General features: G+C 60.6%; 21 protein-coding genes and 1 pseudogene. 14 read left to right on the plus strand and 8 right to left on the minus strand.

Annotated elements, in window-relative coordinates; genetic code table 11:
* Both N826_RS29085 and N826_RS29090 read right to left on the minus strand, forming a co-directional pair.
* Nucleotides 1-817, minus strand: an 817-nt coding sequence (locus N826_RS29085) for an IS256 family transposase (RefSeq protein WP_044434683.1), incomplete at its 3' end; no start/stop codon positions are given.
* A 102-nt stretch (nt 818-919) separates the two neighbouring features.
* Nucleotides 920-1,072: pseudogene (locus N826_RS29090) on the minus strand (transposase); the annotation flags it as partial.
* A 734-nt stretch (nt 1,073-1,806) separates the two neighbouring features.
* Here N826_RS29090 and N826_RS29095 point away from each other — a divergent pair.
* Entirely contained in the window at nt 1,807-2,706 is a 900-nt protein-coding gene (locus tag N826_RS29095) for a hypothetical protein (protein WP_147041046.1), read from the plus strand.
* Between the two features lie 94 nt (nt 2,707-2,800).
* Here the strand turns inward: N826_RS29095 and N826_RS40625 are convergent, their stop codons facing one another.
* Nucleotides 2,801-3,364 carry a dual specificity protein phosphatase family protein gene (locus N826_RS40625; protein ID WP_052832245.1) on the minus strand — a complete coding sequence of 188 codons (564 nt, stop codon included), beginning with the start codon at nt 3,362-3,364 and terminating at the stop codon, nt 2,801-2,803.
* Nucleotides 3,365-4,038: 674 nt separating this feature from the next.
* Nucleotides 4,039-4,365, minus strand: a complete 327-nt coding sequence (locus N826_RS29105) for a hypothetical protein (protein ID WP_044434689.1) — start codon at nt 4,363-4,365, stop codon at nt 4,039-4,041.
* Between the two features lie 321 nt (nt 4,366-4,686).
* On the opposite strand from N826_RS29105, the gene N826_RS29110 reads away from it, so the two are divergent.
* Nucleotides 4,687-5,076 (plus strand): hypothetical protein, encoded by a 390-nt coding sequence (locus N826_RS29110; protein WP_044434691.1) that lies wholly within the window; start codon nt 4,687-4,689, stop codon nt 5,074-5,076.
* On the opposite strand, the gene N826_RS29115 is transcribed toward N826_RS29110, so the two are convergent.
* Nucleotides 5,073-5,390: a hypothetical protein gene (locus N826_RS29115; protein ID WP_044434693.1), complete on the minus strand. Its 318-nt coding sequence runs from the start codon at nt 5,388-5,390 to the stop codon at nt 5,073-5,075. The genes N826_RS29110 and N826_RS29115 overlap by 4 nt on opposite strands.
* A 328-nt stretch (nt 5,391-5,718) precedes the next feature.
* Here N826_RS29115 and N826_RS29120 point away from each other — a divergent pair, with 328 nt between their 5' ends.
* Nucleotides 5,719-6,258: a hypothetical protein gene (locus N826_RS29120; protein ID WP_147041044.1), complete on the plus strand. Its 540-nt coding sequence runs from the start codon at nt 5,719-5,721 to the stop codon at nt 6,256-6,258.
* 24 nt (nt 6,259-6,282) lie between these two features.
* On the opposite strand, the gene N826_RS29125 is transcribed toward N826_RS29120, so the two are convergent.
* Together N826_RS29125 and N826_RS29130 are read right to left on the minus strand one after the other, a co-directional pair.
* Nucleotides 6,283-6,534, minus strand: a complete 252-nt coding sequence (locus N826_RS29125) for a hypothetical protein (protein WP_044434697.1) — start codon at nt 6,532-6,534, stop codon at nt 6,283-6,285.
* Nucleotides 6,531-6,806 (minus strand): hypothetical protein, encoded by a 276-nt coding sequence (locus N826_RS29130; RefSeq protein WP_044434699.1) that lies wholly within the window; start codon nt 6,804-6,806, stop codon nt 6,531-6,533. Before N826_RS29130 ends, N826_RS29125 begins: the two co-directional genes overlap by 4 nt.
* 291 nt (nt 6,807-7,097) lie before the next feature.
* Between N826_RS29130 and N826_RS40630 the strand changes: the two genes are divergently transcribed.
* The 8 genes from N826_RS40630 (at nt 7,098) to N826_RS29175 (ending at nt 15,302) form a co-directional block, all read left to right on the plus strand.
* Nucleotides 7,098-9,548: an AAA family ATPase gene (locus N826_RS40630; RefSeq protein ID WP_169789431.1), complete on the plus strand. Its 2,451-nt coding sequence runs from the start codon at nt 7,098-7,100 to the stop codon at nt 9,546-9,548.
* Nucleotides 9,549-9,580: 32 nt separating this feature from the next.
* Nucleotides 9,581-10,060 (plus strand): hypothetical protein, encoded by a 480-nt coding sequence (locus tag N826_RS29140; protein WP_044434701.1) that lies wholly within the window; start codon nt 9,581-9,583, stop codon nt 10,058-10,060.
* Between the two features lie 250 nt (nt 10,061-10,310).
* Nucleotides 10,311-10,919: a hypothetical protein gene (locus N826_RS29145; RefSeq protein WP_147041040.1), complete on the plus strand. Its 609-nt coding sequence runs from the start codon at nt 10,311-10,313 to the stop codon at nt 10,917-10,919.
* The gene (locus tag N826_RS29150) at nt 10,912-11,778 is read left to right on the plus strand and encodes a hypothetical protein (RefSeq protein ID WP_044434705.1); all 867 of its coding nucleotides are present in this window, start codon (nt 10,912-10,914) and stop codon (nt 11,776-11,778) included. The genes N826_RS29145 and N826_RS29150 overlap by 8 nt, the downstream gene beginning before the upstream one ends.
* Before the next feature lie 354 nt (nt 11,779-12,132).
* Nucleotides 12,133-12,729, plus strand: coding sequence for a hypothetical protein (locus N826_RS29160; RefSeq protein WP_044434709.1), 597 nt, complete (start codon nt 12,133-12,135; stop codon nt 12,727-12,729).
* 26 nt (nt 12,730-12,755) lie between these two features.
* Nucleotides 12,756-13,454, plus strand: coding sequence for a hypothetical protein (locus N826_RS29165; protein ID WP_147041038.1), 699 nt, complete (start codon nt 12,756-12,758; stop codon nt 13,452-13,454).
* Between the two features lie 864 nt (nt 13,455-14,318).
* A complete protein-coding gene (locus N826_RS29170) occupies nt 14,319-14,597 on the plus strand; it encodes a hypothetical protein (protein WP_147041036.1) in 279 nt (92 codons plus the stop codon).
* Between the two features lie 255 nt (nt 14,598-14,852).
* The gene (locus tag N826_RS29175) at nt 14,853-15,302 is read left to right on the plus strand and encodes a hypothetical protein (protein ID WP_044434715.1); all 450 of its coding nucleotides are present in this window, start codon (nt 14,853-14,855) and stop codon (nt 15,300-15,302) included.
* 49 nt (nt 15,303-15,351) lie between these two features.
* Here N826_RS29175 and N826_RS43455 read toward each other — a convergent pair whose 3' ends face one another.
* On the minus strand, nt 15,352-15,540 hold the full coding sequence (locus tag N826_RS43455) for a hypothetical protein (protein WP_147041034.1): 189 nt from the start codon (nt 15,538-15,540) through the stop codon (nt 15,352-15,354).
* 99 nt (nt 15,541-15,639) lie between these two features.
* Between N826_RS43455 and N826_RS29185 the strand changes: the two genes are divergently transcribed.
* The 3 genes from N826_RS29185 (at nt 15,640) to N826_RS29195 (ending at nt 17,492) form a co-directional block, all read left to right on the plus strand.
* Entirely contained in the window at nt 15,640-16,080 is a 441-nt protein-coding gene (locus tag N826_RS29185; RefSeq protein WP_044434719.1) for a hypothetical protein, read from the plus strand.
* Between the two features lie 153 nt (nt 16,081-16,233).
* The gene (locus N826_RS29190; protein ID WP_044434721.1) at nt 16,234-16,824 is read left to right on the plus strand and encodes a hypothetical protein; all 591 of its coding nucleotides are present in this window, start codon (nt 16,234-16,236) and stop codon (nt 16,822-16,824) included.
* Nucleotides 16,821-17,492, plus strand: a complete 672-nt coding sequence (locus tag N826_RS29195; RefSeq protein WP_044434723.1) for a hypothetical protein — start codon at nt 16,821-16,823, stop codon at nt 17,490-17,492. The genes N826_RS29190 and N826_RS29195 overlap by 4 nt, the downstream gene beginning before the upstream one ends.
* Nucleotides 17,493-17,841: the final 349 nt, after the last annotated feature.

Here is a 17,841-nt window from a genome sequence, read left to right on the forward strand (position 1 = left end):
TTCGGATGGTGTGAAACCAGCACCGCTGGTGCCGTGTTCCGGGAAAGACCTCGTCGAGCGCCTTCCAGAAGCCCAATGCACCATCGGCGACCGCCAGTTCAGGAGCGATCGTGAGCCCGCGCGCCTTCAGGTCGATCAGCAGTTCGCGCCAGCTCTGGGCGCTTTCACGGACACCGACCTGGAAGCCGAGCAGTTCCTTTTTGCCCTCCGGCGTGGCGCCGATCATCACCAGCATGCACTCGGCAGTGGGCTCCATACGGGCCTGGAGGTAGACGCCGTCGGCCCAGACATAAACATAGCGCCGGGCCGACAGGTCCCGCCGCTGCCAGCGCGTATAGTCTTCCGCCCAGCTCTCTTTCAGCCGCGCGATGACCGCGGGCGACAGGTTGGGCGCATCCTTGCCAAGCAGAACGCCTAGCGCCTCTTGGAAATTACCGGCCGAGACACCGCGCAGGTACAGGATCGGCAGCAAAGCATCCAAGCTCGTCGTCCGCCGTGCCCAGCGCGGCAGCAGCGCCGAACTGAACCGGATCCGCTCGGCAGCCGGACCGGGAGCCCGGTCACGGACCTTGATCCGCTGGACCTCGACCGGCCCGATCCCGGTCTGGATCACGCGCTCCGGTCCATGGCCATGCCGGACCAACCGGTCCCGGCCGTCGGCCAGCTTCAGGTCTTTGCTGGCAGCCAGGAATGCCGCCACCTCGGCTTCGATGGCCTGCTCCAACAATTGGCGTGCTCCCGATCGGAGAAGGGCCGTCAGCGGATCATCGATTTCTTCGGGCTGGCGAAGCCGGACAATGCTGGTATCTTCGTTCATGGCGTAGCGCTCCCTCGTGGAGGTTCTGGCAGGCGTCAAGCACCTACCTCGTTACGCCACCTTCCTCACCTCGTCATCACCCAGTTTCCGCCATAGCTCCCGGTCGAGAAGCTGCGCCTTCCACTGCGTGATCTGGTTGGGATGAATGTCGAATTGCTGAGCCAGCTCGGCCAGCGTCTTCTCGTCCTTGACGGCAGCTAAGGCCACCTTCGCCTTGAAGGCTGGCCTGTGATTCCGACGTGGTCGTCTTGTCATCGTTTCTCCTGTGCGGCACGCATACTGGCCGCTTTCAGGCAGAAACTCCACTTATCCCGTTGCCCAGAATTCCCGAGCCAGCTCAAACCTCTTGAGCAATTACAAGCCTGCCATAGCATCCGGCTAAACTTCGGAACGGCGCCGCCAAGCTCATGGACGCAAATAACCGTCATGCTGAAAGCTGACCGAAGATACCAGAAAAGCTATCGGCGAGGGATAACGTTACATGCTGCGTTACATTGACCGTTACATCCCAACAAGCCCCCTAAGCCCTTATTATACATAAATATCTATGAAAGAGATGTATTGTATGTAACGCCCTAACGCTCTCTCCTGAGTATCGTGATTCAAAAATCTGAAATTCAGAAATGATCTCCTGGGGGTTTGAGTCCGCCGCGATATTTTTTGTTTTTCTATGCATCCCGGAACAGCGTTAGGAGCGTTACACAGTTAGGTCCCAACAAAAACAAGGACTTGCCAGGCAGGGCGATGTTAGGTCGTGCGTTGGGTCCGCCCAGCCCGCGTTAGGTCTTGATCGCCGCCGTGTGCTTCATCCTTGCGCCCCAAGAAGACGGGGCGGACGGATGACAGGGGACCGATATGACGTATCGGCAGTCCAGGTATTTCATCGGACACTGCGCAATCTGGCTCGCTATGGGCCTGGCACTCTCGCCAGTGTCGGCATCAAGTGGGTAATCTTCTTCATGCCGTAGACCTCGGAGAACGGCTCGCTCATGGCGGCGATCATGTTTGTCTCGATCGGCCCGCATAATATCGAAAGTATCGGCTTATCGATAAATCCCACCCCAATTATTTGCACTTCCCACCGATGCGCGCCGCGTTCAGCATCTTATCCGGCCTTAATGTTTTGGGCTAATGGAGCAGAGCGACGTATGTCTTGGAAATCCCTGACGTCTGAGGAATTCAGATTCTGCCTTGAGGTCCGGGACTGGCTCGAGGATCTGCTGGGCATCGACATCCGCGGCGACATGCCGGCATCTGCCCTGCCTCCAGATGAGGAAATCATCTACGCCGAATTTCGGCTGGGCCGGCAGCTAACTGAGGCTGAAGAGCTGCTCGGATCGCGCATGTTGCGCTGGCTGCGGATCCGGCGCACTTGGGGCGGAGGTCGTGTTCCGCTGCTGCCGAACGAAGCAGACCTTCGTAAGTCCGCCCTGTTCGAGCGCCTTCGCAATGCGCTTGAGCCGTTGGACTATCCACCGCCGCTGGGACTGGATTGCCCATGGTACGCACTGGTCGAGGATCCAGGGCCCCACAGAGCCGATAGTTGGGAGATCGACTTCGGGGACGCTCCGGGCAAGCACTTCTGGGCCGGGCCTGGGGATGTCTGCTTCTTCAAGAACATCTATGAAATCCTAGAACGCACACCGGAGGAATCGGCAACACCGAAAAACCCGACCGATCAGGTGTTCATTGTGCGCAGCAAAGGGCTTCTCCGGGGGCGGCAATCGCCATACCGGTTCAGGCTGTGGTTCGAGGCGAAGGAGGATATCCGCCGCAGGCCGAACCCTCCCAGCCTGAACACAGGTGGCAACTCGATCATTCTGCCGGTCCCTTTCGATACCGGCTCATCGGCTTGGCTAGTCTGCAATGCAAAGTTTTGGAGGAGGTGAAACTGAATGGCCTTCAAGCCAAAAAGGTCATAGCCCAACCTTGGACGCCGACCCACACACCACAAGCCGGTAAGTCCCGCCTGCAAACAGCTTCTTAACGCAAACCGCTGTAAGGCTTGGGCGAGATCAGATCGTACAACTCCAACTCGGCTACGCGCTGCTGCGCGCGTTCAATTTCCTGTGATTTCCACCGGGCGATCGCTTGGTTGATTCTGCCCTGGCTCCCTAGGATGTCGTCGGCATATCTGAGGACCAGCGCGTTTGGCCACATCTCCTCACCACGCAGGGCAGACACACGCTCGACGCGGGCGATAGCCTCTACTGGAGCATCTCCATGCTGGACGAGCACAGCGATGGCCATGGCCGGGGAGCGGCTGACCCCTGCATGGCAATGGCACAGAAAACGATCTCCCTGCTTCAATCCGGCGGTAAACTCAAGCGCCGCGGCGATTTGGTCCCTCGTAGGAGCATCGGGCAGGACCTCATTCTCTAAATCGTCGAAGTAGACCACCTTGTTGTTGTTAACGCCCAACGGGAAGTTCCTATAGACTGAGATTCGGTCGATTAGAGACAGCGTGCTTGTCGCCCAGGCGTCATGCAGCCCAGGAGCCTCATCAATGGTGCAGATCTTCAGATCGAACACAGGCTTCTTCTCCATAGACTGAACTTCCGCAACTAACGCCATCCGGATGAAACATAGAGCGGAACGGTCCGGGTGTCACCTGACTGTCCGTTTTGAAAGTGCAGCCAGTGCCATTTGAGCGAGGGTGAACGGTCACGTCCGGGGCTATTTGGAGGGTCAGAAATGCCCTTGCTGGAGGCTTGGATGTGGACGCCCGAGCCGGTGCCGCCTGACGGCACCGGTGCGCTGTCGTACCACCCCTGGATCATGCCGATCATGTCGGCATAGCTGCGTGGCCCGCCCCTAGCGAAGAACAGGCGCCGGTTCTCCCACGCCGCCCTAGAATGGCTGCGAGCCGACGGCTCCACCGGATTCCGTACGATGGCGCAGATCTGTTCCGCGGTGAATGTCGGCGGCATCCCCGGACGCAGCGCATCGGCCAGCCGGTCAGCCAGCGCCAGATCGGGCTCGTCGTCCCAACGCCGTCGCCAGCACCGGACTGTCTGAACGTAAACCAGCGACGAAGGCACCTTTTCCGCCGGTCCGCCCCGGTGAGATGGCTCAGCGCATCCAGGCCGCAGGGGTCGAGCAGCCGGCAGTATTCGCCCATCGGGCCGTATCCGAGATTGACCGGGACCAGGGCCAGATGGTCGAGGTCGAGGGCGTCGCGGCCATCAGGTCCGGAGCCTTCGTTTCCTGTCGCGTCAAGATCATCCGTCCAGCGCATGTGCGTCTCCTTCCTGACGGCGTTCCAGTGAAGCCGAGGGTGTGGCCGTCGCTTCGGCCTCGACCCATCCGACGCCGTCAAGTCCCAGGATCTGGCCGGCGGTGCGGCGCGGACAGGTGCAGCGTATCGCCCCGGTTACGGCGTAGGCGCCATCGACGTCGGCGCCAAGGTCCCGATGGCCCTGTACAAGGGTATCGAGATCGGCCCGGCCATCGTCGCACAGAATGACGATCCAGGGAGTGCTTTTCCCCTCTGGATTTCGTTTCTCCGTTTCGCCGGTGCTGAGAGCCGCGTCATCGTCCAGAGACATGCCGCCATCCTGCAAGGGTGAATGACTTTAAGCTTTGCCAGAAGGTAACGTAGAACGCGCCGGCGCGCCAGGGGTTCTTCAATCGGAGACGATTGTTCAACTTCTTTTCGGTTTTCGCAATATTCGGTTGCCGATGTCGTCTACATTCAGGAGAAGGTCAGTTGACACGCTACTGTTCCGATGGTCTAAAAACTTATGGTTTTAGATCGTGATGCTTCCGAATATCCAGCTTTCCTGGATCATGGGCGAGGGGGCTATCTGATCGGCACGGACGATCAAGTAGCACGGGCAAGGCAAATCAGGAAGTCGGTCGTCCGCGACATGTATGCTGCCGTCCCCCTGTTATCCAGGGCCTGCCCGTCATCGGCCGGCTGGCTCGACGACTTGGTCCGCGAGATCGCGGAAAAGCCGGAAGCCTCGTGGTGGCTGACGTCCGCCGGTCGGCGCCATGTCAGCGTCAATCGGGCCCTGCCCTTCGAGCTGAGGGTCGCCGCCGCCCTTCCGGCGACGCTCTTTGATCGATGGCTCGATCGCCTCGGGCACGACGACCTGCTCCGGCTGCTGAGCGGTGCCGCTCCGCGCAGCATCACGGCCGACGTCCACCAGCTTCCGCTCGACAAGCTGCTGGAACGGGCTGATGTTCGGCGCCAGGCGGTTGAGGGTGTGTTCGAGGCTTGTTTCGCCCCGGCCGCCGCCTCGGACGGCGACTAGCCGCGGAAAAAGCGCGAGAAGCCCGGGGCCGTGAGCCGCGGCATCCGGCCGAGCAGAGGCCGCAGTGCTACGCCCTGCGTGGCCCGAAAATCGGTCCATCGCCGCCACAGCCTGAGCACCGTCGGCTCCGACCGGTCAACGATGATCTCCGACCAGGCGACCGGATTGCACATCACGATCAGGCCGGCGAAGGTCGGGATCCAGTCCCAGCCCGGCATGTACATCACGACCGTCCACAGCGTTACCAAAAAAGCAAAAGACAGCCGGAGCGCCCTCACGGCCGGGTGGTCGGCGTAAATCGTATAATCGAACATCGGAGACTCCGGTAGGTTTGCCGCCTGCGCGGCGCGGCGCGGCGTTCGTGGAAAAGAAGATAATCGTTCTCTGGCGCTCGTGCCATAACCCCGAATGGCTAGAAAGTCTGCTAAAAATGGGTGTTTTCGGTTTTTTCTCTCTTTTGCTCCCGCGGGTGGAATCGGCGCCCGTAACCGGAAAACATCGAATATCCGGTTGCCCATTTCGATGCGGCATATCAGATAGTTCCGGGTGGACGGCACGCCGGCTCAACCGTGGCGGCTGATATTGTAAAAAGACGGAGCGCGTGGGGAACGGCGGCGCGCCCGGCAGATGGAGTGGTGCGACATGACCGCAGAAACGAGCGTCCGGCGCGACGATACGGCGCCAAGTCAGCAGGGAACGGAGAAACCGGTCTTCGTTTCCCGGTTCCTGGCGCAGCCCGAGCTGGCGCTCGGCGACAGCGCCGTGGCCGAGGCCGTGGCGCGGCTGAACACATATCTCGAGCAGGTCGAGTACAAGCAGGAATTCATTTCTGAAGCGATCGCGGTCACCGTCGGCGAGCGCCGCATCCGGAGCGGCAGCGACCTGGTCCGGCGGTTGACCTTCGGCCGGGCCGCCCTTGGGCAGTATCTCTTCGAGGCGACCCGCGGCCGATCCCTTGACCTGATCTCGAGTGCCCAGACCCTGGTCAACGCGGTCCGCGATCTCGTCCGCAGGGAGCGCGCCGGCGAACTCAGGCCCTTCGTGCCGGCACGGGTCCGCAAGAGCATCGAGGACGAGGCTCCCGGCATGCCGACCAGGGCCGAGCAGGCTCGCAAATCCTGGGAGCGGATCAAGCCGGCGCCGCAAGGCTTCGGCATCTCGACCAGCAGGCTGAACTTCTAGGGTCTGATGCCTATGCGATCCAGCTTACGGCTGGACGCCGAGCCAATCCAGGACCTCGTCGAGCGAGGCCGACAACCGGATCGGCCGCGACGAGATGATCAGCATCGTCTCGTCGCCGATCTCGTCGATCTCAGACACCAGCGAGACGGAGTTGATGCGCGCGAGATGACGCAGGCCGGACTGGTCGCGCAGCAGCAGGTAAGGACCGATGCGCGTTCCTGTCATGCTGCCGGTCAGGGCATCCGGCGCGCCGCCGGTGTCGGCCTCGCCGCTCATGATCGGTCCGTCTTCCTGCCCAGTAGGGCCGCGAAGGCTGGTGCGATCGGTCTTTCCGTGACCGAGTCAGGGTCGATCGAGGCCCTGACGCCGCGCCGGCCGCACGCCCTGCAGATCCCCTTGAGACCCGTCACGTCCCGCCCCGACGAGCCGATCATGCCGATGATGTCCCGTGGGGCGTAGCGCGCCTCGTGGCCGCAGGGGCACTTGAAAAGGACCAGCAGACCCTGCCTCGCGACGTCGCCCAGCGTGTCCAGCCTGCGCGATCCCATCTAATCCCCTTCCCCACCCGGCCTATCCTTTCAATAACTTGGAACGAAACAGGAACAGAGTCTATTCTAAGTCCAGGGCGGGGCAAGCTATTGGAAGGATTAGCCGCGGTGGTCCGGATCGTCGGAAGAAGACGGGAAGGCGGTGCTTCCCTGGTCCGTGTTATTTCCGATTTTCCCAAATATCGGGGCGCGAAAGTCATAATCCTGGCGCGGCTGGGCAGGTTGATTGACAAGATGGCCGCCCTGCCAATACCATTATCGGGACAGGGCAAGGGCCGGCGGTCTTTCATCATGAATTCTGATTTGGGCGAACCCATGAACGGGCTGGCGATCTGGCGCAAGCATCCATACGGAAAAATCAAGGCGCTGTACCGCGACAGGGTGGCGACGGTGGCCGCCGGCCTGCTCGACCGCTACGAGAGAAAGAACACCTACGCCGAAGGATCCGTCATAGAATTCGCGCGGAACAATCTCCGGCTCGCCCGCTCCAGTGACGGCGAGGCCTGGCTCCGGATCACGGAGTGCATCCCCGACCTGATCGCATCGGAGACGACGGATCTCGAGCTGCGGGATCGGATCACGCCGGATGCGATCGGCACATGCCTGCTCGCGGCGGCGCTCAGCGGTTCGGATTGGGCTCGCTTCCGCCTGAGCTGGCATCTCGGCCTGCACGGCCACGCCGAGCTTTCCCGCGCGGCGGTCGATGCGTACGAGCTGGCGCAGTTCAGGGCATTCTCGATGATCACCGCCCTCGGCGCGCACGACGCGGTGCTGCCGGACATCGTGGCCGTCAACATCGGCGAGGTCAAGCGGATGGTCGAGGACATAGAGGGAAGCGACGCGGCCAGGACCGGGATAAAGAAGAAACAGGAACAGGGAAGCCCTGCTAACAGGACCCGCGATGCAGCCGGACAGGAAGGGGACATGAAGTACAAGGGAATCCATCGTCTCGGTGAATTCCTCGGTCGAACTGCAACGGAACCGTCCGCGAGCGATGACGATTTCATGCCCGGTCTCAAGGTTATCGATAACGCCTATCCTTCGCCGCCCCAGCTAAGAGACACATCGAGGCCGGACGAGGTCTCGCCCCCGCGGGACATGACACGCGGAAGCAGTGGAATAAAGATCATGAATTGGCTTTCTCTCTGGCGATCCGAGCCCTTCAGCGATATTCTGGTAAATCACAAGAACGCCCTGAGCGGGATATCCGACGGACTGCTCGAACTCGCCGAGTTGAAATTCAGCGCATCCGGATCCCCGTTTTTGCCTAGCGCCCTGCTGCGGGACTCGATGGGTGCGGCGCGACTGCTGGATGCCCATGCATGGCTGCAGCTCGCCGAAGCGCTGCCCGACCATCTGGCTGGACTGATCGACCAGAACGCGCCCGCGTCGCTGGCGGGTGTCCTTGAGGCGAAGAAGACCGATATCGAGGGAACCTGCCTGCTGCTCGCGAGCGCCTACGGCAACCGCTGGGCCCGGTACATGCTGTCGTATCACCTGGCGATCCATGGTCACGCCGACCTCGCCCGGCAGGCGGTCAACCTCTCGGAGATCGAGAGGTGCTTCACACCCTATTTCGTGCTCAGGGTCAACGGCGGAGAGGCGTCCATCTTGGCCGAGTACGTGACGGAAAACCGGGCTGAGATCGCGGCTCACATCCGCAGGATCGAGGAACAGGGGAAGGCGCCGCCGACGATCGACTGGGACAAGGTGCAGCCCCAGGAAACCGGGCGCGGGAGATCCAAGGCCCCCAACGCCGCCGATGACCGGGAAGCATCACGGCCCAAGCTGGCCTGGGAGAGAACGAACTCGGAGACGGCGGCGGGCGAGTCCTCGAAAGCGGCTTCCGGCCCGATCGCCTTCGTCCTGCGCAGCTCGATCCCCCTGCCCCATGACCGCGACTATCGCAAGCTTGTCGAGGATGCCAACCGGATCCTGCCAAGGGTGCCGCTGCGGGAAGCGCCGGATCCCGACGAAGTCGCGGCTTCGCTCGGCGAGGAATTCCCCTGGATGACGCCTGCGATCGAGACGGTCCGGTCCCACCTGGTGCTGGCTGGCCGACTGGGCGGCACCACGATCCTTCCACCATTGGTCCTCGTCGGCCCGCCCGGATGCGGCAAGAGCAGATTCGCCCGACGGCTGGCCGAGACGCTCAACCTGCCCCATGTGCGGCTGTCCTGCGGCGGCATCACCGACAACCGCATCCTTGCCGGCACGGCGCGCGGCTGGGCGAGCCAGTCGCCCTCTCTGCCGGTGACGGTGATGATGAGATACCGGGTCGCGAACGCCGCCATCGTCCTCGACGAGATCGAGAAGGCCGGCGGCGGATCCAGGTCGGGCCGCATCGATCTGACGCTGCTCGGCATGGTCGAGAGGGAGACCGCGCGGGACTACTTCGACGAGGGTTTGTCGGCGGAAGTCGATATATCGAGGATAAACTGGATCTTCACGTCGAACGACAGGTCCAGGATTTCGCCACTGCTGCGCTCCCGCCTCGACTTCATCGAAATCGGCCAGCCGGGGCCGCGGGATTTCGACGCGATCCTGGCTGGCGTGCTGTGGGATATCGCGAAGTCTTTCGACGTGCTGATCGAGGAATTGCCGGACCTCGATCCTGTGGTCGTGGCCGAGATGAGGCGCGGTTTCGCCGAGGGCAGGCTGACCGCCCGGCAGACGGGCAAGCTCGTGTGGGCGGCGCTGGTGGCGGCGGCGGATGCCGATCGCTATCGGTCGCGTCACTGACGGGCAAGGCGGCGATGCGAGGAAGGATTGGGATGGAGATGGAGAACACGAAGGGCCTGGAATTCCGGGACGGCGAGATCGACAGCCTGCGCCACCTGACCGGAACCGATGAGGGCGGTCGTCCGGACGACAGTGACTTCGTCCTGCTTCACAAAATCCTGGTGCCTGACAGGAAGCCTTTCGAGATACTGATCTGCCGCATTCGCGGACAGCAGGATATCTTCAGCGATGAACTGGAGTATTTCGAGCGGCTGCGGCCCGATCACCTCGAGTGGCTACGCCAGGCCCGCTACGGCTACGCGCTTCGGAAGCTGGATTGGCAACGCCGGGTCGAGCAGGCCCGTCTCGATGCCGTCAAACGGGCTGAGATATTGCTCGGCCAGGAAGCACTAAAGGACAGGCTTGCCGCCGCCCAGCGTATCGAGAGCGGCGGGTCTTCTGATTTTCACCGGCCGGCCGCCGAGGCGCTGGTTGAAGAGAAGCGCTCCGTCTCAGGAAGGGGCTCGGACTGACCGTTTCGGAGTTCGCCGAGGTATTCCACCTGCCTGAGGAAAAAATCATCGCCTGGGAAAAGGGCGAGCCGCCCGATGCGGTGACGCTGGCGCTGCTGGCAGCGATCGCGGCGGACCCTGGAACGTCGCCAGGCTGATCGACGACACCTTCTCGGGACGCTCGGACAAGCATTCGGTGGATGATGGTCGGCAAGCCTGAATCAGCCCGCGTATCTTCCAGCGCGTCCTGGCTCCAAAAAGGAAAAGATCCGTGACATCCATGAATGAACAGAATCCGGTCTGGATCGAGGGTGAGCCGGACCAGGTCCGCGCATCCCTGCTCGCGGTAAACGGCAGGCCGCCCGAGACCGTCGATCTGCTGCACCGGGTCCCTGTTCCGGACGGCCCCGGCTACGATCTGCTGATCCTGCGCGCAGACGGCGAGCTCGCGATGACGACCAATGAGAGCGGCGTCCAGGCCGTCATGAGCTACGACCGGTTCCTGGAGATGACGGAAGTCCAGCTTCCTGATGAGCTGGTTGAACTCGATCGGCGCTACCGCGCCCGAAAGTCTGTTTTCAAGGTTCTGGCAAGGGCCGGCCGGCTCTACGATGTCGAGCTCGGCATCCGGGACAGCGCAGACTATCTGCCGGATCCAGGGCCATCTCCGGTCAGCTACGATGTCGATCGCGACGAGCTCGAAGTCCGGGTGCGCGACGGGCACGTCCAGTGCACCTCGGCGCTCGACATCGCCGGCACCTGGACGTATCACGACGCCGACATGAATGATCTAGGCTACACGATTCAGCACGCGAGCCGGAACAGCGACCTGATCGTCGAGGCCCTCAAGAGAGTCAGGAAGGAACGGGGCTATGAGTGACCTTGCCTGGAAGCCGAAGGAACGGGAGCAGGTCCGCTGGGCGGCCCGGCGCGACGACGGCTCCTACCCTCGGGACATCGAGCTGCTGCACCGGATCTTCGTGCCGCACGACTACCAGTACAATGAGAAGTCCGGCGACCTGCCCGATGACGGGAGCTACGACCTGCTGATCTGCCGCGCCGACGGTCATGTCATCCTGACGACGGGGATCAGCGGTGTGCAGGTCAGGGCGACCCGCGACTGGCTGATGACGATGTATTCCGAATATGTACCGGGGGTCCAGCAGGCCCATCATCGGCGGCTCCGGGTTCTTTCCATGTGCATCAGTGCCTTCCGGCACGCCGAGGCGCTCTATGAGCGTGAACTTGGCCTGCCCGACCGGGGGGATGGAAAAAGATCCGGCCTCGGTCTGTTCGACGCCCATGACGAAGCCGACATGGAGACCCTGACCAGGCTGATCAATGTCCTGCCGACCGATCTCCTGCGAAACTTCCGGCGTCTCGAGCGAGACGCGACGCCGGAGCAGACCGAGATCGTGATGCGCCACGTTTGCCGCGTCCTCACCGTGGCCGGCATGGAAATAACGCGGATGGCGATCCGGAGCCGGGCGGATCCGGATGCCGACAGGATGACGGAAGAGGAGATCGCCGAGTGGTCAATCAAAGCGGTCGATGAGGTCGATCGAGAGAGGCGCGAACGGGCCGATGCCGTCAGGCGTCTCGAGCGCCTGGCGGTGATGCGGGACGGACTGGACCAGCTGCGCGACGAGCTTGACGCCGCGGATCAGGATAGGGACGATGAGCGTCGGGGCGACCGTCACGGCTTTGATCAGCGCGGGCCCGACGGGGATGGGATCTGACCGATGATGACTGGGAGAGATGCCACCCCGGCACCGGAGACAACAGCGATCGACCCGCGCCGGCTGCGCCGGCGCCTGGGTCTGACAATCGCGGATTTCTGCGAGATCTACCGCTTTGGTCCCGGCGACCTGGCGGCCTGGGAGAGCGGTTCAGCCGTGCCCGACAGGGCCGCCAGGCGGCGTCTCGCGGAAATCGCCGACGATCCCGCGGCCGCGATGACCTCTTGCATCGAGAAATTGAACAAAACAGCGTCTTGTAAACCGAATATACATTTGTGACAAATTAAAGCCTCTGGTCCTATCGGATCATGCCGTTGTTTTCCGTAAGGTGCCGCTCACAAGGAGAAGAGATAGATGTCGATATTTGATTTCATGATACCTAAGGTCGTTCATGCAAAGGCGATCGAGGCCAAATCCATGGAAGCGAAGGGGTCCGAAGTCAGTGTGGCCGCATATAAAGCGAAGCTTGCTGCGCATGGTCATTCGGCCGACCACTCCATCATTGGCGAGGCGAAGGGGGCTGTTATCCCCAAAATGGTCGAGAAGATGACCGTTTCGACTATGGTGCCTAAAATGACACTGTCCAAACTCGACGCCGGTATTGGGATCGGCAAAGCCGCTACGGCTTCTGAAAAGCACCATGTCGCGGCGAAGGCGACCGGCACGACCGGTTATTCGCATCAAGTTGGGTCAAAGATGGTCCACCGCTTCTCGGCCAAGGCGGCAACCGCTGAAACCGCTACCAAATCCGGAAACGAGAGCGGCGGCAAAACCGAGCAGACCACGACCGAACACTCCCATCAGCACACCGAGAAGAGCAGCGACAATTCGATATCCGTCGAGGCCGGAAAGACAAGCGATCCCGTAAAGGCAGGCTCGCCGGCCAACGAAAAGACCACAACGACCACGGATGTCGATAAAACGACAACCACGACAAGGACGACGAAATAGCGTCATTTTCCTGAGGCGGGTGGGTTGTGCCGCAGAAGGTGGGAAAAACCCATCCGCCTCAGGAAACGGAGCCGCAGAATGCATCAGAAACCATCCCGTCAAGGATCATAGCAATGGTACACATAAGCGCCGCGTGCCTGTTTCAGAAAATGCTGGAAACATTCGGCACAGCCGTAGCGCTTCGCGGCGTCTGGATGGGTACCGAGTACATGGCCGCGAAAATCAACCCAAAGTTACTCGATGAGGAAAGGGTTTTCTATTGCATAGGAACCGAGTGCCTGTGCGTTCTCCTCTGGATCCATGAATGCCGTCAATACGGCAATGTCCCGAGATCGGATGATGTGCGCCAATATCTCAAAACGCTGCAGATGGAGAATTGCATCGACTTCGCCATGGCGGCTTCGGAAACACAGAGGATAAGCCACTTCTATATCGGTTTCGCGCACATGATGGCGAGCCAAGTCGATACCGTCAGGGACGCCATCAGCAACGATGCGGCAATCGACTGGAAAGCTTTCGATCGAGTGCTCGATGGTGCCAGAACGGCTATCGAGAAAGGCTTTCTCAACAAGGACAAGATGTTCAGGGTTATGGAAGAGGAGTCGATCAGGCGCCCGGATCTCAAGAAAGAAAAAGATCGCCTTTCCGGCTTCATCGGTTCCTCGAGGAGCCGTTTCAGGACATCCCTGATTCATTCGATTGAAGTTATACTTATTCCGCCCTGAATTGATCGAACGGGCTGGATCGCTGGTTGATTTTAATCTGCCGACACGCTCGGAATCAGCATCGTCGCACCCCAGGCGACCGTCGCCGGACCAGCCGGTCGGGAACTGGAGCGCAGGATACCGGATCCGGCGCTGGTCTTGCCGATGTAAAGCCGGTATCCTGTGGGGAAGAAAATCGCTCAAGAGGGGGTGCGGCTATCGCCGCACCCCCTCTTGCTCAACCGGACACATGTAGAGGATATACTGTGAGCGGACGCGAACGGGACGATGCAGAAGATCCGGATCTGACCGACTTCGATTTCCTCGGCGGCGGGCCGGTGCCGTGGATCTATACAGAGGACGGTGTCGCGTGGCATAAGCCGGGCTCGGGATAGGACCGACGTCCCTGACGACAGGCATTTCACCAACAGGGTCTATCAGCAAATCCGGGCGCTCTGCGGCCCCTTCACCGACCAGGAACTGCTTGATCTTTTCGCCCGCGGCGGTTTCACGGCGACCCGCAACCAACTCAACGCCTGAAAACGTCCGCTGGGACACAAGAACTACGGGGTCGTGCCGGAAAAAGGCATCCTTGCTGTTCGCATCATTCTTTGATGAGAGTAAAAGCATAGCCTGATGAATAATTTAGCCAAGCATGGATCGATGATAGGCTGCATTGATTCATGATAGTGGGGTTTGCTGTACATGGATTGACGATAATGGCAACCGTAAAAGACCTGTCCCAACAGTGCCAGGATCCGACCTCGGAGCAGTGGGAGCAGGCGTGTCGCCGCGAAGTCGTCATCCGCAGTCTTCTGAGAGAGGCTAACGGCGTCGTCACACAAGCGGCTTGCCGGCCGAGCAGCAACAAACCTCGGCATCAGCGTGCCGACCTTGTATCGCTTGGTCGCCCGATGCTTTATTCTCTCAGCGCTACTGGTTTACATCTTTGTCGATCTGAATGAGGCGAAGGAATATGCTCTTCATAAGGAACTGTCCAAGATCAAGGAAGAGGTTCAAAAGAGAAATGCGCTGCCTGTCGAGATAGCGGAATTCAAGCAGTCCATCGACAAGCTGGTCAGCGACCCGAAGATGACCGATGCCGAGCGCGCTAGGGTTCTAGAGATCGGAAAGGCTCTCCTGGAGTACAAGACGGACCAGTGACGACGAGGCCGGAATGCGAGAAAAGGCCGGGGATTTTCCCGGTTTTTTCTATTTTTCAGCCCAACCCCTTGCACAATCCGAAAACCCTTCTCATTTATCCAATTATCAGGCCACTATCCCGGCCTTGCCGCCCACACCGGCGCAGCTTCATGGAAGCGGGGATTTTCATCATTCATCAGCGGTCGATCGTTCTCGATGATACGTCTGGCTCTGTGGGCAAGTCTATCCGGAAAACGCGAGAAGGAACCGCCCGAAATGCGCCTTTATTTCCCCAATACTGCCCTGCCGAAGAAGTCCGCGAAGTCTTTCCACGACATCTCCGGATCTTCCCTGTCCGCATCCCAAGCGATCGTAGCAAAGCTGTGCGGCTACGCCAGCTGGCACGATCTGGAAAAGTGCCACGCCGAGCGGGCCCCCTCGCCGCTCAACCGCGACCTGCCGTCCGAACAGGCGGCCGAGCGCCGGAGCATCCTGGCGAAGCGCCTGGCCGTGCTCGCCGGCGTTTCAGAGGGCCGTGCGGCCGACATGCTCGCCGTGATGCGCCTTACGGGTTCTCCGCCGGCGAAGCCGGTCTCCGACAGGATGGACGTCGGATCGCCGGCGAAGCCGCTGTCCGAGACCATGATGGCCGATCTGTATCCCTACATGGATCAGGCGATGATCGGGACGCCCGGCAGCCAAGTTCGCGAAAGAATTGATCCGTAATGCCCTGGCCACCGGTGCTGATCTTATCCCCATCAGGTGCACGGCTGCTTCAACGGAGATCCGGATCGTCAGGGGCGGTGAAGTTCTGGAAACCGCCGTGATCGGCGAGAATGACGCACGGTCTCTCCGAAGGGTGCTGCCGATATTCGAGGATACCAATCGGGCCCGCGTGATCTTTCCGGAACTCCAGCTGATCCGCATCAGCGGCAACGAGACCTGAGACGGCATCGAGATTCAAGTCCATCTCCACCGGCGCGTCGAGCCCGAGAAGATCCTGGGCACTATTGCGAAGGACTGGACGACGGCCGCTTTCGCCCGCCCGGGCCTCAGCCTGCTGGTGGCGCCGCCGGGTCACGGTGCGGGAACGGCTCTGGCCGGGATCTGCGAGCGCGTTTTCGCCGAACGCGGTCTCAAATCCGGAAACCTGTCCGACCGCGATGGCCTGGTCGGCGATTATCCCGGCAAGCGGTTCGGCGACCGGCCGGACTACTACGTGCAGGAACAGTTCCGGGGCGAGCGGGACGCCCGGGTGGCGCTCGGGATGGCGGCGCAGGGCTTCACCGTGCTTGGCGTCGTCCAAGCACACACCATCCGGTCGGCGATCGAATGGCTGCTCGAGGACGGCATTTCGAAGGACGACCTGGCGAAACATCTCAACGCGCTGGTCGCGATGGAGCACTCTTGGACGCGCGTTCAGCCAGAGTGGCGCATGGTCACGATCGGCGGCATCGACGACATCGAGCGACATCTGGAAGAGGGCGAACCCAGGTCCACGTGAGGACCATCCTGTCTGCCCGTTCATGACTTGCTCGCCACCCTGCACCTTGGCGAGCAAGTCAATTGTCGCATCCAACTCCGATCCACCCTGCCGAAACGAAGTTCGTTCTGCTACAGTCCGGTCGGTTGAGGATGGGGTGCTGGGAGTTTGGGTATGGCGGACACGGACACTTTGACCAGGGACATCTCCTGGGCAGCGCAGGGACTGCAGGACGTTGCCCACAGGCGCCTTCTTCTGGCGCACGACATGCTCGACCGGATTCATCCCGATCTTCCGATCGATCCCCAGATTCATGTCCATGTCGATCAGCACATGGCCATCATGGCCCTTTATCCCAAGTCGGAAGAGGCTGCCTTTGCGGAGAGAATGGAGCGGTACGCCACTCCTTTTCCCGGACTCTACTCGATTCACGGGGTATCTGCCGACAGGGATCCTTCCAGCTACGAAATCAAGCACCAGAACATCTATGTCATCGGTCCGCCCGAGAAGATGCACATTTCGGGAAGGATTGTTTTCGACATATTCCCCGACAGCAGCTTCACGCTCGAGAGAATAAGCATCACTGCCGGCACTCCCGACGGCGGCACGCTCAGCTATCCGATTCACCTGGCGATCCTGATGCGCTTCGGCGAACGCCTGTCTCTCCTCAATGTGATCCGCGAGATGGATGATCTGGCGGCCCTGCATGTCGGGGCATCCCGCGAGGCGGCGGAGCACTATGCCAGAAAATTGGCGACGCAATGACCGGCGCTACTCCGGAAAGCTATGAGGATTTCGAGAAGCTTGTCTACAACGAGGATGGCGCCAGGACTGAGAAACAGTGCCAGCCGTACCTTCTCGACATATCGGAGACGCTGTGTCACGAGACGGGGGAGATCGTAAGAGCAAAAAGAGAAGAGACCAGCCGCTTCGGTTTCGCTGACCTCGTCGTATCATCCAGGATCGAGACCACGGATGGATTGTACAGGACCACGGCTTATGTATGGGAAGTCAAAGCTCCGCAATGTTTTCTCTACGAACCCGATGATCATAGTGTCCGCCTGAGGCCGACGATCGATCTTGTGAAGGCGGAGAACCAGCTGCTTCATTACGCCTGGGAATTCAACGAATCCCGATCTATGAAGGATTTCTACGGCCTGGGACTGTACGGCAAATTCGTACCGGCTGGAGTTTTGATCGGCCGTCGAGATAGGCTGGTGAAACCCAGAAGGGAATTCCCTCTTGAAGAGGACCCGGGCGCCTTGTTCGAGGCAACCCAGAACATCAGGGATCATTATCTCTATGGGCCGGCACGCATCCACATCAGGACGTGGGATTGGGCCCTGGGTGTTTACAGGAAAAAGATGGCCCGCAGCGGTTCCATCGTTACCGGCGACACGCTGGACCGGAGCAAGCTCGAGCCCGGCGCCTGACGGCTTCAAGCAACCGCCCTTTTCTTCTAATGCGACCCCGATATCTTCGTTGCGCGGATTGCCGCGGGACAATTCCTCAAGCCTACCCTTCACCTGCGCCAGGCCCTCTGGGGAAACAGATCCCTATCCTGATTTGTAAAAACCCGATGCCACCACGACGGGCGTCATCGAGGTTGGGACACATTCCCGATTTTCTATTTTCAGTCCAACCCCTTGCATAATCCGTAAACCCTGCTCATTTATCCCTTTATAAGGCCGTATCCCGGTCGCGCCGCCCACACCGGCGAAGCCCGCAAGGCAGGGATTATCCAAAATGTTATTCGGCGTGCAAAGTTGGGTTCTTCCAAGT

The organism is Skermanella aerolata KACC 11604 (genome assembly GCF_000936425.1).
Classification (GTDB): domain Bacteria; phylum Pseudomonadota; class Alphaproteobacteria; order Azospirillales; family Azospirillaceae; genus Skermanella; species Skermanella aerolata.

Excerpts from the sequence above, each read along its gene's own strand:
- N826_RS29095 (WP_147041046.1), top strand. The coding sequence starts at position 1,807 with ATGGCGGCGATCATGTTTGTCTCGATCGGCCCGCATAATATCGAAAGT.
- N826_RS40625 (WP_052832245.1), bottom strand. The coding sequence starts at position 3,364 with ATGGAGAAGAAGCCTGTGTTCGATCTGAAGATCTGCACCATTGATGAG.
- N826_RS29105 (WP_044434689.1), bottom strand. The coding sequence starts at position 4,365 with ATGTCTCTGGACGATGACGCGGCTCTCAGCACCGGCGAAACGGAGAAA.
- N826_RS29110 (WP_044434691.1), top strand. The coding sequence starts at position 4,687 with ATGTATGCTGCCGTCCCCCTGTTATCCAGGGCCTGCCCGTCATCGGCC.
- N826_RS29115 (WP_044434693.1), bottom strand. The coding sequence starts at position 5,390 with ATGTTCGATTATACGATTTACGCCGACCACCCGGCCGTGAGGGCGCTC.
- N826_RS29120 (WP_147041044.1), top strand. The coding sequence starts at position 5,719 with ATGACCGCAGAAACGAGCGTCCGGCGCGACGATACGGCGCCAAGTCAG.
- N826_RS29125 (WP_044434697.1), bottom strand. The coding sequence starts at position 6,534 with ATGAGCGGCGAGGCCGACACCGGCGGCGCGCCGGATGCCCTGACCGGC.
- N826_RS29130 (WP_044434699.1), bottom strand. The coding sequence starts at position 6,806 with ATGGGATCGCGCAGGCTGGACACGCTGGGCGACGTCGCGAGGCAGGGT.
- N826_RS40630 (WP_169789431.1), top strand. The coding sequence starts at position 7,098 with ATGAATTCTGATTTGGGCGAACCCATGAACGGGCTGGCGATCTGGCGC.
- N826_RS29140 (WP_044434701.1), top strand. The coding sequence starts at position 9,581 with ATGGAGATGGAGAACACGAAGGGCCTGGAATTCCGGGACGGCGAGATC.
- N826_RS29150 (WP_044434705.1), top strand. The coding sequence starts at position 10,912 with ATGAGTGACCTTGCCTGGAAGCCGAAGGAACGGGAGCAGGTCCGCTGG.
- N826_RS29160 (WP_044434709.1), top strand. The coding sequence starts at position 12,133 with ATGTCGATATTTGATTTCATGATACCTAAGGTCGTTCATGCAAAGGCG.
- N826_RS29175 (WP_044434715.1), top strand. The coding sequence starts at position 14,853 with ATGCGCCTTTATTTCCCCAATACTGCCCTGCCGAAGAAGTCCGCGAAG.
- N826_RS29190 (WP_044434721.1), top strand. The coding sequence starts at position 16,234 with ATGGCGGACACGGACACTTTGACCAGGGACATCTCCTGGGCAGCGCAG.
- N826_RS29195 (WP_044434723.1), top strand. The coding sequence starts at position 16,821 with ATGACCGGCGCTACTCCGGAAAGCTATGAGGATTTCGAGAAGCTTGTC.